The following is a 14,885-nucleotide window of genomic DNA, read 5'->3' as shown; positions in this document are numbered from 1 at the left end:
AGGCCGCGGTCGTCGAGGTCGGGCTCGGCGGGCGCTGGGACGCCACGAACGTCGCCGAACGGGAACGTGGCGGTGGTCCTGCCGGTCGGGCTCGACCACGCCGAGTACCTCCGGTGACGACATCACCGACATCGCCCGCGCGAAGGCCGGGATCATCAAGGAGGGCTCGGTCGCCGTCCTCGCGGCCCAGGACAAGCGGGTCGCCGAGGTCTCCTGGAGCGCTGCGCCGAGGTCGGCGCACAGGTCGCCCGGGAGGGCGCCGAGTTCGCGCGCGTCGTGGAGCGGGAGCTCGCCGTCGGCGGGCAGCGCCTGGAGCTGCAGGGCCTGTCCGGCCGCTACGACGAGATCTTCCTGCCGCTGCACGGCGAGCACCAGGCGTCGAACGCGGCGGTCGCACTGGCCGCGGCCGAGGCACTCGTCGGCGCCGGCACCGCGCAGCCCCTCGACCCCGACGCGGTCCGTGCCGCGTTCGCCTCGGTCCGCTCACCCGGGCGGCTCGAGCCCGTCCAGGGCGGGCCGGACCGGCCGACCGTGCTGCTCGACGCCGCGCACAACCCGGCCGGCGCCACCGCGCTCGCGGGCGCGCTGGGCTCGGAGTTCCGCTTCACCCGGCTCGTCGGCGTGATCGGGGTGCTGCAGGGCAAGGACGCCCGCGGCATCCTGGAGGGCTGCAGCCGGCGCTGCACGAGGTCGTCGTCACCACCAACTCCTCGCCCCGCGCGATGGACCCCGACGAGCTCGGCGCGCTCGCCGCCGAGGTGTTCGGCTCCGAGCGGGTCAGTGTCGAGCCGTCGCTGGCCGAGGCCGTCGAGCAGGCCCGTGAGATCGCCGAGGAGGCGGGCGGGTCCGGGGTCGGCGTCGTCGTCACCGGGTCGGTCGTCACCGTCGGCGAGGCGCGGGCGCTGTTCGGAAAGGAACCGGAGTGAGCGACGTGCCGGGTGTGCCGGAGGGTGTGCGGCCGCCGCCCACCGACCCCATGAAGGGTGCCCGCGGCGTGTTCGCCGCGACGCTGATCCTGGAGGCGATCGTCGTCCTCCTGGCGCTGCTGGTGCTCCCGCGCTTCGGCACCGGGTCGACCGCGCTCGGCTTCGGGGTGGTGGCGGGCATCGCCGTCGCCATGATCCTGGCGTCCGGGGTGCAGCGGCGGCCGTGGGGGCTCACCGCGGCGCTGGTGCTGCAGGGGGCGCTGCTCGTCGCGGCGCTGGTGTTCCTGTCCTCGCTGGTCGTGGTCGCGGTGGTGTTCATCCTCGTGTGGGCGGTCCTGGTCTGGATGCGGCGCGAGGTGGCCCGCCGGATGGCGGCGGGGACACTGCCGTCGCAGCAGCAGGACTGACACACGGCGGTCCGGGCGCACTCGTGACGGTGGGTGCCGGACCCCCGGTGGGTCGTCGCTACCCTGTCGCGCGTGACTGAACGCACTCTCGTCCTGGTCAAGCCCGACGGCGTCGCGCGCAAGCTCGTCGGTGAGGTCGTCTCGCGCATCGAGCGCAAGGGCCTCGGCCTGGTGGCCCTCGACCTGCGCACGGTGGACCGTGAGCTGGCCGCCCAGCACTACGCCGAGCACGACGGCAAGCCCTTCTTCGAGGAGCTGCTGTCGTTCATCACCTCCGGCCCGGTCCTGGCCGCGGTCGTCGAGGGCCCCCGCGCCATCGCCGCCTGGCGGCAGATCGCCGGCGGCACCGACCCGGTGGAGAAGGCCACCCCCGGCAGCATCCGTGGCGACCTCGCCCTGGAGACCGGTTCCAACCTGGTGCACGGCTCGGACTCCCCGGAGTCGGCCGACCGGGAGATCAAGCTCTGGTTCCCGAACCTGTGACCCCAGGCGTCCCGGCCGTCCGCCGGGTCGTCGACCCCCGCCCCGGCGCCGCCGCCGCGCTCGGCGACCTCTGGATCGCCGTGACCGAGGCCGGCGGCGCCGTGGACTTCGTGCCCGGCGCCGACCCGGACGAGGTCCGCGCGCTGGCGGTCGAGACCGTCGACGCCGCCCGGTCCGGCGCGTCCCGGATGTTCGTGCTGGGGGAGGACACCGCCCCGCTGGGCACGGTCTTCCTGGTCCCGGGCACCGGCATCGCCGCGCACCGCGCCGACGTGCAGCGCCTCATGGTGCACCCGGACCTGCAGGGACGTGGTCTCGGCACGGTCCTGCTCGACGCCGCCGTCGCCCACGCCCGGGAGACGGGCCTGGCGATGCTGACCCTCGGCGCCCGCGGCGGCACCCCGCTGCCCGCGTTCTACGCCGCCCGCGGCTTCGTCGAGTACGGCAGGCTGCCCGGCGGGGTGCTGCTCTCCCCGGAGGACGCGCGCGACGTCCACCTGTTCTTCCTGCCGCTCAGCTGACCCCCGGCCCGCGGGAAGATCGATTCCCCCCGACGGCCGGATGGCAGAGGGCGTCCCCGCGGTCCACCATGTGGGCCATGACCGTGCTCACCCCGCGCCCGACGACCGCGGACCTGGTCCGTGGAGTCGTCGTGGCGGTCCTGGCGATCCTGCAGGTGCTCGTGTCGGCGTTCGGGGGGTCGGGGATCGGCGCCGTCGCGCGCGACTACGACACCCCGCTGCTGGCCGCGGGCTGGGCGTTCTCGATCTGGGGGCTGATCTACCTGGGCGTGCTGGTCTACGCCGGCTACGCCCTGCTGCCCGGCCAGCGCGGCCGCGAGGTGCACCGCCGCGTCGGCTGGTGGGTCGCGGCGACCGCGGTGCTCAACCCGCTGTGGATCGCGGCCTTCTCGAACCGCTGGGTGGTCACCGCCGAGGTGCTGCTGGTCCTGCTCGTCGTCGCGCTCGGTGTCGTCTACGGACGGCTGTCCCGCGGCGTCGCCGACGGCTGGGCGGAACGGCTGGCGATGCGGCTGCCGCTGGCCATCTACCTCGGCTGGTCCTCGGCCGCGCTGGTGCTGGGTCTGATGGCGGCCGGCGTCGCGGTCGGGCTGCCGTCCGACGGGGTGCTCCCGCAGGTCGCGGCCATTCTGCTGCTCGTGATCCTCACCGCGGTCGTGCTGTCGGTCGTCGGCTCCACCGCCGGGTTCGCGGGCTTCGCCGGAGCGCTGTGCTGGGCGCTGCTCGGCATCGTGGCGGGCGACCGGCCGATCGCCGTCACCCTCGTCGCGACGGTCGCGGCCGGTGTGATCGCGGTGCAGGCGGTGCGCCGGATCACGCGGTCGGTCCAGCCCGCCCGGCTGGCCCTGGGCTGAGCCGGCGGCTGAGAGGAAACCCGCACCGGGACGTCGGTCCCGCTTGCTACGGTCGCACCGGCAGGAGCAGCGGTACCAGGGAGGCCCGGCATGATCACCGGAAGCATCGTCGCGATCGTGACCCCGATGCACGACAGCGGCGAGGTCGACCACACGGCCCTCGGCGAGCTCGTCGAGCGGCAGGTCGACGCGGGCACCGCGGCGATCGTCTCGGTCGGCACGACCGGCGAGTCGTCCACGCTGTCGGTGCTCGAGCACACCGAGGTCATGCGGCGCACCATCGAGGTCGCGAACGGCCGGGTCCCGGTCATCGCCGGCACCGGGGCGAACTCCACCGACGAGGCGATCCACCTGACCCGCGCCGCGCGGGCGGCCGGTGCCGACGGCGCGCTGCTCGTGACGCCGTACTACAACAAGCCCCCGCAGGAGGGCCTCTACCAGCACTTCAAGCGGATCGCCGAGACCGTCGACATCCCGCAGTACCTCTACAACGTCCCGGGCCGCACGGCCTGCGACATGCTGCCGTCGACGGTGGCCCGGCTGGCGGAGATCCCGAACATCGTCGGTCTCAAGGAGGCCAAGGGCGACCTGGACCGGGTCCGCGAGCTCGTCGCGCTGGGCCTGGACGACTTCGCGCTGTACTCCGGTGACGACGGCACCGCCCGCGCGTCGATGCTCGCCGGCTTCCACGGCGACATCTCGGTGACCGCGAACGTCGCCCCCGAGACGATGGCCCGGATGTGCAAGGCCGCCGTCGCCGGTGACGCCGAGACCGCCTCCGCGCTCGACGCCGACCTCGCGGGCCTGCACGCGGCGCTGTTCTCCGAGCCGAACCCGATCCCGGTGAAGTGGGCGCTGGCCGAGCTGGGGCTCATGCCCGGCGGGATCCGGCTGCCGCTGGTGCCGCTGGACGAGTGGCACCACGAGGATGTCCGCGCCGCGCTGCGGGCCGCGGGCCTGCTGTCCTGAGTCCTACGCTCCCCGGGGCGCTGCTCGTCGCCAACCGCGCCGAGATCGCGGTCCGGATCATGGAGACGGCGTCGGCGCTGGGCGTGCGCACGGTCGCCGTGCACGCGGCCGACGACGCCGCCTGCGCGCACGTCGCCCGCGCCGACGCCGCCGTCGCGCTGCCCGGCACCGGCGCCGCCGCCTACCTCGACGTCGACGCGCTGGTGCGGGCCGCCGTCGACGGCGGGGCCGGCGCGCTGCACCCCGGCTACGGGTTCGTTTCCGAGAACCCGGCGCTGGCCCGGGCCTGCGCGGACGCCGGGGTGGTGTTCGTCGGGCCGTCGCCGCGGACGCTGGAGCTGTTCGGGGACAAGGCCGCCGCCCGCGACCACGCGGGCGCGCTCGGCGTACCGGTGCTGGAGGCCGTCGAACCCGCCGACGGCGCCGCGCTGCTGTCCCGCCTCGGCCCCGGCGGCGCCGTCATGGTCAAGGCCCGCTCCGGCGGCGGCGGGCGCGGGATGCGCCCGGTCACCGACCCGGCCGACCTCGACGACGCCGTCCGCCGCTGCTCGTCCGAGGCGCTCGCCGCGTTCGGCGACGGTGCGGTGCAGGTCGAACGCCTCCTGCCGGCCGCCCGGCACGTCGAGGTGCAGGTCCTCGGTGACGGCACCGGCGCCGTCGTGCTGGGGGACCGGGACTGTTCCGCGCAGCGCCGCCGGCAGAAGCTCGTCGAGATCGCGCCCGCCCCCGCCGTGCCCGCCCCGGTGCGCGCGCGGCTGCACGAGGCCGCGCTGCGCCTGTGCGACGGTTACCGCGGCCTCGCCACCGTCGAGTTCCTGCTCGCCGGGCAGGACATCGCGTTCCTGGAGGTCAACCCGCGGATCCAGGTCGAGCACACCGTCACCGAGGAGACCACCGGCCTCGACCTCGTCGAGCTGGGGCTGCGGGTCGCCTACGGCGCCCGGCTCGCCGACCTCGGCCTCGTCACCCCGCCCGCGCCGCGCGGGGCCGCGGTGCAGGCCCGGGTGACGACCGAGACCGTCGGACAGGACGGGACCCTCGTCCCGGCCGCCGGGACCCTGACCCGCTTCCAGCCGCCCGCCGGGCGCGGGGTCCGCGTCGACACCCACGGCTACGCCGGGTACCGGGTCGGGCCGCGCTACGACCCGCTGCTGGCCAAGGTCGTCGCCCGCGGGGCGACGCCGGACGCCGCGGCCGCCGCCACCCGGCGTGCCCTCGCCGGGTTCGACGTGGCGGGCGTCGCGGTCACCCTGGGGCTGCTGCAGGCCGTCCTCGCCCGCCCCGAGCTGGTCGACGGGACCCTGGACACCACCTTCGTCGACCGGCACCTGGCCGAGCTGGCCGCGGCGCCCCGCGAGACCGTGCTGCCCGCGCCCGGTGCGCCGGCGCCCGGTGCGCCTGCGGCCGGTGACGCCGCCGGGAACGGATCGGCGCCGGGCCCGGCGGTCGAGGTCCCCGCGGACCGGACCGCCGTGCGCGCGTCCCGGCCCGGCGTCGTCGTGGCGCTGCCCACCCCGGCCGGGCAGGTCGTCGCCGCGGGCGGCGAGGTCGTCGTCCTCGAGTCGATGAAGATGGAGCACCCGGTCACCGCGGAGCGGCCGGCCCGGGTGGAGACGGTCGTCGTCGCCGTCGGGGACGCGGTCGAGGCGGGGGAGCTGCTCGCCGTCCTCGCCGACGCCGACGCCGCGGACGCCCCCGGCCGTACCGAGGACCTCGACCCCGACCGGATCCGGCCCGACCTGGCCGAGGTCCGCGACCGCCGCCACGGCGGGCTCGACGCCGGCCGGCCCGCCGCCATCGCACGCCGGCGGTCCGCGGGGCGGCGCACCGCCCGGGAGAACGTCGCCGACCTGCTCGACCCCGACAGCCTCGTCGAGTACGGCGCGCTGACCCTGGCGGCGCAGCGGGCCCGTCGCAGCACCGCCGAGCTCGTCGCCCGCACCCCCGCCGACGGGATCGTCACCGGCACCGGGACCGTCGGCGGACGCCCGGTCGCCGTGCTGGCCTACGACTACACCGTGCTCGCCGGCACCCAGGGCGTGCTCAACCACCGCAAGACCGACCGGCTCCTCGAGCTCGCCGAGCGCGACCGGCTGCCGGTCGTCGTGTTCGCCGAGGGCGGCGGCGGAAGGCCGGGGGACACCGACACCTCCGCCGTCACCCAGCTCGACGTGCCGACCTTCCGGCTGTTCGCCCGCCTGCGCGACCGGGTCCCGACCGTCGCGGTCGTCGCCGGCTACTGCTTCGCCGGCAACGCGGCCCTGGCCGGGGCCTGCGAGCTGATCGTCGCGACCGAGGGCAGCAGCCTGGGCATGGGCGGCCCGGCGATGATCGAGGGCGGCGGGCTCGGCGTCGTCGCACCCGGTGACGTCGGACCGATGCCGGTGCAGTGGGCGAACGGCGTGGTCGACCTGCTCGTGCCCGATGACCGGGCCGCGGCCGCCGCGGCCCGTCGGTACCTGCGCCACGTCGCCGGGGACCCGGTGGCCGGCGGGCACGCCGACCAGCGGCTGCTGCGCCACCTCGTCCCGGAGAACCGGCTGCGCGCCTACGACGTCCGCCGCGTCGTCGACACCCTGTGCGACACCGGCTCCGTCGTCGAGCTGCGCGGCGGGTTCGGCGCGGGGATGGTCACCGCACTGGCCCGGCTCGACGGCCGCGCCGTCGGCGTGATCGCCAACGACCCCGAGCACCTCGGTGGCGCGATCGACGGCGACGCCGCGGACAAGGCCACCGCGTTCCTGACGCTGTGCCAGGCCCGCGGGTTGCCGGTCGTGTCGCTGTGCGACACCCCGGGGTTCATGGTCGGCCCGGACGCCGAGCGCACCGCGACCGTCCGCCGGTTCGGGACGATGTTCGTCGCCGGCGCACGGCTGACGGTGCCGCTGGTGACGGTCGTGCTGCGCAAGGGCTACGGCCTCGGCGCGATGGCGATGGCCGGCGGTGACCTGCACGCACCGGTGCTGACCGTGGCCTGGCCGACCGGTGAGTTCGGCGGGATGGGGCTGGAGGGCGCTGTCCGCCTCGGCTTCCGCGACGAGCTGGCCGCGATCACCGACGAGACCGCGCGGCGGGCCCGCTACGACGAACTCGTCGCCGGGTACTACGAGCGCGGCAAGGCGCTCGGCGTGGCGACCGTGTTCGAGATCGACGACGTCATCGACCCCGCCGACACCCGGGCCGTCGTCTCCCGCGCGCTGCGCGGGCGCTGACCGGCGCCGGTGGTCAGGACGGCTCCGCCCCGTCCGCGGACGGCCCCGCGGCGTCGGGTGCGACCGTGGGGCCCGCGCTCGTGGTCTTCACGTTGCGCACGATGTCGCGGCCGAAGGTGACGTCGACCCGCTCGGCCACGGCCAGCTCCAGCACGGCGATCATGACCTCGCCGGAGATGCGGCGCATCCGCTCGATGGTCTCGTAGACGCGCGGCCACTGGTCGTCGGGACGGCCCTCGGCGTCGAAGGGCTGCCAGATCTCGCCGAGGAACAGGTCGACGTAGAGCCGGGCGACGGCGTCGGCGTGCTTGCGCAGCTGCTCCACGACGTCGAGCGAGCGGGTGATCGGGATGCCGAGACCGGTCAGCTCGGCGGCGGCGTTCATCAGCCGCGGGCTGATCTCCTCGTAGGTGTCGTCGCCCAGCTCGCGCAGCAGGCCCATCTTGACCCCGCGCTTGGCGACGCCGACGTCGGTGCTCTCGTACCGTTCGGCGAGCTCGGCGAGGTGCACGATCTGCCGGTCCTCGGGCGCGAACAGCGCGCGGACGGTCCGGATGAACTGCACGACCTGCTCGGTGGAGCCACCGGTGGTGTCGAGCAGCTTCTTGATCGTGTCGAGCTTGACGCCCTCGTCCTGCAGGTCCTGGATCAGCTCCAGACGCGCCGCGTGACCGGGGCCGTAGTAGCCCGTCCGGGCCTTGACCTGCGGCGGGGGCAGCAGTCCCCGGGACTGGTAGGCGCGGATGTTGCGCACCGTGACACCGCTGGACCGCGCCAGCTCGTCGATGGTGCGCCAGTCCGCCGACTCCGGGTCCTCGACCATGACACGGAGAATAACAGGCGGACATGTGACACAGGATCCAGGAGACCCCGGTTGCTATGTGACATCAGACCGTGCACAGTTGATGTCATGTTCCGATCCGCTCCTGGCACGACCTCGCGCCGCCGGGGCCTGCTGGCCGCCGCGAGCGCCCTCACGACCCCGCTGCTGCCCGAGGACTTCCTGACGCTGGTCGACCCGCTCTGGTCGACCACGTCGCTGCGCGGCCGGGTCGTCGCCCGTCGCCGCGAGACCGGCCGTGCGGTCTCGGTGACCATCGAGCCCGGGCGCGCCTGGGCCGGGCACCGCGCCGGCCAGTACGTCGGCATCGGCGTCGAGGTCGACGGCGTCCGGCTCACCCGGAGCTACTCGCTGACCTCCCCCGAGGACGCCGAGCACCTCACCGTGACCGTGCAGGAGGTCGAGGGCGGTGCCGTGTCGCCGACCCTGGTCCGCGACCTGCCGATCGGCACGATCGTCGAGCTCGACCAGGCGGCGGGCGGTTTCGTCCTGCCCGACCCGCTCCCGGGGAAGCTGCTGTTCGTCACCGCGGGCAGCGGCATCACCCCGGTGATGGGCATGCTGCGCACGCTCGACCGCGCCGGGACGATGCCCGACGTCGTGCTCGTGCACGGCGCCCGCACGCCGGAGGACACGATCTTCCGCGCCGAGCTGGCCGGCCTCGCCGCGCGGCACCCGTCGCTGCGGGTCGTGCTGCGCCACAGCGCCGTCTCCGGGCGGCTCGACCCCGCGACCCTCGACGCCGCCGTCGCCGACCGGGCCGACCGGGCCGTGTACGCCTGCGGCCCCGACGGCCTGCTCGACGCCCTGGAGGATGCCTGGGACGGCGTCACCGCCGAGCGCTTCACCCCGCCGGCCCGCGCCACCGAGGGCACCGGCGGCACCGTCGACCTCGGCGGCGACGACGTCGTCGTCGAGTCCGGCCAGAGCCTCCTCGAGGCGGGGGAGGCCGCCGGGAAGCTCATGCCCAGCGGCTGCCGGATGGGCATCTGCTTCGGCTGCGTGCTGCCGCTGCGCGAGGGCCGGGTGCGCGACCTGCGCACCGGCGAGGCGCACGGCGAGCCCGGCGACCTGATCCAGACCTGCATCAACTCCGCGTGCGGGCCCGCCCGCATCGACCTTCCCTGACACACCCGCTCCGACCGAAGGAGGTCCTCATGACCGCCGTCCTGGAGAACCCCACGCACGCCGAGCCCGGCCCCGAGGAGACCGGCCGCGAGCAGCACCCGCAGCGCCCGGTGCTGGAGCTCGTGCCGTCGTCGCGCCGCGAGGACGTGGCCGCGACCACCGACCTGACCGCCGAGCAGATCGAGGAGCTCGGCCGTCGCCTCGACGCGATCCGTGACCGGGTCCTCGCCGAGCGCGGCGCCTCGGACGCCGAGTACATCCGCGGCGTCATCCGCAAGCAGCGGGCGCTGGAGATCGGCGGCCGCGCGCTGCTGTTCGCCGGTGTCCTGCCCCCGGCCTGGATCGCCGGGACCGCCATGCTCTCGATCGCCAAGATCCTCGAGAACATGGAGATCGGGCACAACGTCATGCACGGCCAGTGGGACTGGATGCGTGACCCGAAGATCCACTCGTCGACCTGGGAGTGGGACAACGTCTCGTCCTCGGCGGAGTGGAAGCACTCGCACAACTACATGCACCACACCTACACCAACGTCGTCGGCAAGGACCGGGACGTGGGCTACGGGATCCTGCGGCTGTCCGAGGAGCAGCGGTGGACGCCGTACTACCTCGGCAACCCGCTGTACAACCTCCTGCTCAGCCTGTTCTTCGAGTACGGCGTCGCGCTGCACGACCTCGAGGTCGAGAAGGTCGTGGCGGGGGAGAAGCCGCTGAGCCGGGTGTGGCAGCAGGTCAAGTCGATCGGCCGCAAGACCGGGCGCCAGATCCTGAAGGACTACGTCGCGTTCCCCGCGCTGGCCGGGCCGTTCTTCCTGCCGGTGCTCGCGGGCAACCTCACCGCGAACCTGGTGCGCAACGTCTGGTCGCACGCGGTCATCTTCTGCGGGCACTTCCCGACCGGCGCGGTGCAGTTCACCGAGGAGCAGTTGGAGGACGAGAGCCGCGGCGAGTGGTACGTCCGTCAGCTGCTGGGCTCGGCCAACCTCGAGGGCGGCCGGTTCTTCCATCTGATGACCGGCCAGCTGTCCTTCCAGATCGAGCACCACCTGTTCCCCGATCTGCCCAGCAACCGCTACGCCGAGATCGCGCCCGAGGTGCGGGAGCTGTGCCGGGAGTACGGGCTGGAGTACACGACCGGGCCGCTGTGGAAGCAGTACATGCAGGTCCTGGGCACGATCAACCGACTGGCCCTGCCGAACGGGAAGCGCTGATAGCTTCCGTTCCGTCCGATCCGTCCGGGTCGGCGGAGGGGGCGGTCGTGCGGCACCTGGTGGGGATCCTGGTCGGGCTCGTCGGGACGGCGGTGGCGCTGGTCGTCGCCGGTGCGGGGATGGGCACCGCCTACGAGTCGATGATGCGGATGGACCTCGACCGGGTCCCCGCCGGCTCGGGCCTGCTGCTCGTCGGCGGGCTGCTCCTGGGCGCGGTGGTGCTCGCCGCGCGCCTGTCCCCGGGCGCACCGCTGACCGGGGCCGTACTGCTCCTGGCCGGCTCGGCGTGGACGCTGGTCGACCCGCAGGCGCCGTTCGCGCTGGGTCGGGGACTCGGCTACCTCCTGGGCCTGCAGTACGGGATGCTCCTGGCCGGGCTGCTGGCCGTGGCCGCGTTCGTCGTCCCGCGGCGGCGGGCCGAACCCGGCCCGCCGCCGTCCTGGGCGCACGGCCCGTCGTCGGGGCCGGTCGTCCACTGACCGGCCCGGCCGTTACAGGGCGGGGACGACGTCGAGGAAGCCGTGCACCTGCGCGATCCGGCCGTCGCCGTCGGTCGCTGCTGAGCGGCCTCGACCCGGCCGTGCTCGGGCCGCCGCCGAACGTGCACCGGGTCTGCCTGCACCCCGCCGGGCTCGGACGTGCTGCCGCCGCTGGTCCTCGACACCGACGACGGCACGCTGAGGTTCCACTCGGTGGTCTCGACCTTCGGCGCACCGCACGACGTCACCCTCGCCGAGCCGGCACTGGAGACCTTCCTGCCCGCCGACGACGCCACACGCGCCGCCCTCACCGCCCGCGCCGGCCGGTGAGCCCCACTCAGCCCGCGACGCCCGGGGACAGCGACAGCACCGGCACCGTCCCGTTCAGCGCGAAGGCCCCGACCACCTGCTGCTTGTAGACGATCGGGTTGTGCACGGCGAGGGTGCGCGCGTTGCGCCAGTGCCGGTCCAGCGCCCGGTCGACGTCGACGGTGGACGCGCCGCCGACCTCGAACAGCTCCGAGGTCGCGTCCAGCACCAGCTGCGGCACCGTCGACTGGGCCCGGTACACGTCGAGCTCGGCGGCCGGGCCGTGGCCGGGCTCGGACAACGCCCGCTCCAGCGAGGCGGCCGCGGCGTCGACGACGGCGGCGACGGTGAACGCGGCCGCGTCGACCTTCCCGACGACCTGCTGCACCAGCGGGTCGTCCCTGGGCAGGTCGGCGTTGCCGTAGGGCCAGTTGCGGCGCCGGTCGCGGACGTAGGCGGCGGCGTCGTCGGCGGCGCGGCGGGCGATCCCGGCCAGCGCCGCCAGCTGCACCAGCTGCAGGAACCCCTGCCGGACCGGCTGGTGGGCATCGGTCGGCGCGGGCCGCACCTGGGCCGGGTCGACCTCGACCGCGGTGAACCGGGTCGTGCCGCTGGCGGTCAGCTTCTGCCCGAACCCGCGCCAGTCGTCGATCCGCTCGACACCGGGCGCGGAGGTCTCCACCAGCACGCTCACCCGGCTGCCGTCCTCGTCGAGCGCGACGACGTCGACGAGGTCGGCGTAGAGCGTGCCGGTGCAGTAGAACTTCTCGCCCTCGAGCAGCAGCCTGTCCCCGTCGCGGCGCAGCACCGTGGTGGAGGAGTTGCGCACGACGCCGCCGCGCTCGGAGATGGCGTTGCCGACGAGCCGGCCGGCCGCGACCTGCTCCAGCCGACCGCGCAGCACCGGGTCGTCGGCGGCACCGGCCGACCACAGCTCGGCGAACAGCAGGTGCGTCCGCAGCGCCTGCGGGATGTTCGAGTCCGCCGCGCCCAGCTCGACGAGCAGCGCGAACAGCTGGCGCAGCGAGGCCCCCGCGCCGCCGGCCTCCACCGGCAGCCGGACCGCGCCGAACCCGGCGTCGCGCAGGGCGGCGATCTCCTCGACGGGCAGCCTGCGGCTCAGCTCGCGCTCCACCGCGCCGGCGGCGATCTTCTCGAACAGCGGGCGGAACCGGGCGTGCAGCTCGGCGTCGGTCACGGGCACGGGGGTCTCCTGGGAGTTCGGGGACGCGCGTGGGGAGCAGGTCGGCGCCAGCGTAGGTGCCCGGCCCGCCGGTCCGCCGTGACCCGTGCCTCAGCGGGTGTGCGCCCGGGCGGCGGTCCGCGCGATCCCCTCGACGAGCTCCGGCCAGACCCACCGCGGCAGGTCGTGGCCCATCCCCGGCACCTCCACCAGCTCGGCGCCGGGGACGGCCGCGGCGGTCGCACGGCCCCCGTCGGGGCGGATGACCCGGTCCTCGCACCCGTGCAGCACCAGCGCCGGGCAGGTCAGCGCCCGCAGGTCCGCGGTGCGGTCCCGCTCGGCGACGATCGCCGCCAGCTGCCTGCCGGCCCCGCTTCCGTCGCCGGTCTCGCGGGCCTGCGCCCGCCGGAACGTGACGCGGACGTCCTCGTCGTCCACGGCGGTCCGGTCGTGGGAGCCGATCCGGCGGAACGACCGGACCAGGCCCTCGACCGGGTCCGCGGGCGGCGGGCGCAGGAACTCGGGCAGCATCCGCGGCGCGGTCCGCCCGGTGCCGTCGCCGGGGCGGCCCATCACCGAGGTCAGCGACCGGACCAGGCCGGGGTGGCGGATCGCGGTCTCCTGGGCGACCGAGGCCCCCAGCGAGGCGCCGACCACGTGCGCCCCGGACGGCGCGACCCGGGCGATCAGTCCGCCGGTGTCGTCGGCCATGTCGGCCAGGGTGTAGACCGGCCGGGCCCGGCGGGTCAGGAACCCCCACGCGGAGATCCCGGGGCCGGACAGGTGCGTCGAGCGGCCGACGTCGCGGTTGTCGAACCGCACCACCCGGAACCCGCGGCCGGCCAGGGCGGCGCAGAGGTCCTCGCGCCACCAGTCCAGCGACAGACCCAGGCCCATCACCAGGACCACCACCGGGTCGGCCGGGTCGCCGAAGGACTGGTGGCACAGCCGGACCGCGCCGACGTCGGTGTACTGCTCGGGTTCCACACCCCGCTTTCGGCCGGACGCGACCCGCCGGTTCGTCCCGAACGGACGTGGCTACCCTGGTGCAGCGTGGCACCCACCTCCGTATTCCCCGCCCTGGAGCCGATCCTGCCCCGCGTCGCCAAGCCGGTGCAGTACGTCGGCGGTGAGGGGAACTCGCAGGTCAAGCCGTGGGACTCCGCGGCCGTCCGCTGGGCACTGCTCTATCCGGACGCCTACGAGGTCGGCCTGCCCAACCAGGGCGTCCAGATCCTGTACGAGGTCCTCAACGAGCGCGCCGACGCACTGGCCGAGCGCTGCTACGCGGTCTGGCCCGATCTCGAGGCCCTGATGCGCGAGTCGGGAGTGCCGTCGTTCACCGTCGACGCCCACCACGCGGTCGGTGACTTCGACGTCCTCGGCGTCTCGTTCTCCACCGAGCTCGGATACACCAACCTGCTCACCACGCTCGACCTGGCGGGGATCCCGCTGCACGCCCGGGACCGCGACGAGAGCCACCCGGTCGTCGTCGCCGGTGGGCACGCGGCGTTCAACCCGGAGCCGGTCGCGGACTTCGTCGACGTCGCCGCGCTCGGTGACGGCGAGGAGGTCGTCGGCGACATCACCGACGTCGTGCGGGACTGGAAGGAGCAGGGACGCCCGGGCGGGCGCCGGGAGCTGCTGCTGCGGCTGTCGTCGACGCCGGGCTGCTACGTGCCGTCCCTCTACGACGTGACCTACGCCGACGACGGTCACATCGCCGCCGTCACCCCGGCCGACGAGCGGGTCCCCGCGAGCGTGCAGAAGCGCACCACGATCGAGCTGGACGACTGGCCGTACCCGAAGAAGCCGCTGGTCCCGCTGGCCGAGACCGTGCACGAGCGGGCCAGCGTCGAGATCTTCCGCGGCTGCACCCGCGGCTGCCGGTTCTGCCAGGCCGGGATGATCACCCGCCCGGTGCGGGAGCGGTCGCTGCAGGGCGTCGGGGAGATGGTCGACGCCGCGGTGCGCGCGTCGGGCTTCGACGAGGTCGGGCTGCTGTCGCTGTCGAGCGCCGACCACTCCGAGATCGCCGAGATCACCAAGGGGCTCGCCGACCGCTACGAGGGCACCAACACCTCGCTGTCGCTGCCCTCCACCCGGGTCGACGCGTTCAACATCGACCTCGCCAACGAGATCTCCCGCAACGGCCGCCGCTCCGGGCTGACGTTCGCCCCCGAGGGCGGGTCCGAGCGGATCCGCCGGGTGATCAACAAGATGGTCTCCGAGGACGACCTCATCCGGACCTGCGCGGAGGCGTTCTCGCAGGGGTGGCGGCAGGTGAAGCTGTACTTCATGTGCGGTCTGCCCACCGAGACCGACGAGGACGTCCTGGAGATCGCCGGGATGGCGCACCGCG

At 74.7% G+C, this 14,885-nt stretch carries 14 protein-coding genes and 1 pseudogene; 12 read left to right on the top strand and 3 right to left on the bottom strand.

Annotated elements, in window-relative coordinates:
- The 7 genes and pseudogenes from KPF22_RS21550 to KPF22_RS21520 all read left to right on the top strand — a co-directional run.
- Positions 1–926: pseudogene (locus tag KPF22_RS21550) on the top strand (folylpolyglutamate synthase/dihydrofolate synthase family protein); the annotation flags it as partial.
- Positions 923–1,333, top strand: a complete 411-nt coding sequence (locus tag KPF22_RS21545) for a DUF4233 domain-containing protein (RefSeq protein WP_307799092.1) — start codon at positions 923–925, stop codon at positions 1,331–1,333. The pseudogene KPF22_RS21550 and the gene KPF22_RS21545, both read left to right, overlap by 4 nt.
- 72 nt (positions 1,334–1,405) lie before the next feature.
- A complete protein-coding gene (ndk, locus tag KPF22_RS21540; RefSeq protein ID WP_062404405.1) occupies positions 1,406–1,816 on the top strand; it encodes a nucleoside-diphosphate kinase in 411 nt (136 codons plus the stop codon).
- Positions 1,813–2,337 (top strand): GNAT family N-acetyltransferase, encoded by a 525-nt coding sequence (locus KPF22_RS21535; RefSeq protein WP_224403134.1) that lies wholly within the window; start codon positions 1,813–1,815, stop codon positions 2,335–2,337. Before ndk ends, KPF22_RS21535 begins: the two co-directional genes overlap by 4 nt.
- Before the next feature lie 77 nt (positions 2,338–2,414).
- Positions 2,415–3,191: a hypothetical protein gene (locus KPF22_RS21530; protein ID WP_224403133.1), complete on the top strand. Its 777-nt coding sequence runs from the start codon at positions 2,415–2,417 to the stop codon at positions 3,189–3,191.
- A gap of 90 nt (positions 3,192–3,281) precedes the next feature.
- Positions 3,282–4,160 (top strand): 4-hydroxy-tetrahydrodipicolinate synthase, encoded by an 879-nt coding sequence (dapA, locus tag KPF22_RS21525; RefSeq protein WP_062401273.1) that lies wholly within the window; start codon positions 3,282–3,284, stop codon positions 4,158–4,160.
- Complete coding sequence (locus KPF22_RS21520) at positions 4,157–7,372, top strand: carboxyl transferase domain-containing protein (RefSeq protein WP_224403135.1); 3,216 nt, start codon at positions 4,157–4,159, stop codon at positions 7,370–7,372. Before dapA ends, KPF22_RS21520 begins: the two co-directional genes overlap by 4 nt.
- Before the next feature lie 13 nt (positions 7,373–7,385).
- On the opposite strand, the gene KPF22_RS21515 is transcribed toward KPF22_RS21520, so the two are convergent.
- Positions 7,386–8,195: a MerR family transcriptional regulator gene (locus KPF22_RS21515; protein WP_208819397.1), complete on the bottom strand. Its 810-nt coding sequence runs from the start codon at positions 8,193–8,195 to the stop codon at positions 7,386–7,388.
- 87 nt (positions 8,196–8,282) lie between these two features.
- Here KPF22_RS21515 and KPF22_RS21510 point away from each other — a divergent pair, with 87 nt between their 5' ends.
- The 4 genes from KPF22_RS21510 (at position 8,283) to KPF22_RS21495 (ending at position 11,361) form a co-directional block, all read left to right on the top strand.
- Positions 8,283–9,341, top strand: a complete 1,059-nt coding sequence (locus KPF22_RS21510) for a ferredoxin reductase (RefSeq protein ID WP_224403114.1) — start codon at positions 8,283–8,285, stop codon at positions 9,339–9,341.
- Positions 9,342–9,370: 29 nt separating this feature from the next.
- Positions 9,371–10,552: an acyl-CoA desaturase gene (locus KPF22_RS21505; protein ID WP_224403115.1), complete on the top strand. Its 1,182-nt coding sequence runs from the start codon at positions 9,371–9,373 to the stop codon at positions 10,550–10,552.
- A 47-nt stretch (positions 10,553–10,599) separates the two neighbouring features.
- A complete protein-coding gene (locus KPF22_RS21500) occupies positions 10,600–11,031 on the top strand; it encodes a hypothetical protein (RefSeq protein ID WP_224403132.1) in 432 nt (143 codons plus the stop codon).
- Between the two features lie 159 nt (positions 11,032–11,190).
- Positions 11,191–11,361, top strand: coding sequence for a hypothetical protein (locus KPF22_RS21495; RefSeq protein ID WP_208819391.1), 171 nt, complete (start codon positions 11,191–11,193; stop codon positions 11,359–11,361).
- A gap of 7 nt (positions 11,362–11,368) precedes the next feature.
- Here KPF22_RS21495 and KPF22_RS21490 read toward each other — a convergent pair whose 3' ends face one another.
- Complete coding sequence (locus KPF22_RS21490) at positions 11,369–12,544, bottom strand: acyl-CoA dehydrogenase family protein (protein ID WP_224403111.1); 1,176 nt, start codon at positions 12,542–12,544, stop codon at positions 11,369–11,371.
- Between the two features lie 90 nt (positions 12,545–12,634).
- A complete protein-coding gene (locus tag KPF22_RS21485) occupies positions 12,635–13,510 on the bottom strand; it encodes an alpha/beta fold hydrolase (protein WP_224403110.1) in 876 nt (291 codons plus the stop codon).
- A gap of 66 nt (positions 13,511–13,576) precedes the next feature.
- Here KPF22_RS21485 and KPF22_RS21480 point away from each other — a divergent pair.
- A partial coding sequence (locus tag KPF22_RS21480; RefSeq protein WP_224403131.1) for a TIGR03960 family B12-binding radical SAM protein occupies positions 13,577–14,885 on the top strand: 1,309 nt, incomplete at its 3' end.

Origin of the sequence: Pseudonocardia sp. ICBG1034 (genome assembly GCF_020131375.1) — a bacterium.
Classification (GTDB): Bacteria; Actinomycetota; Actinomycetes; order Mycobacteriales; family Pseudonocardiaceae; genus Pseudonocardia; species Pseudonocardia alni.
Note: the sequence above shows the minus strand (reverse complement) of the source record. Positions and strands in the feature narration are given on the sequence as shown.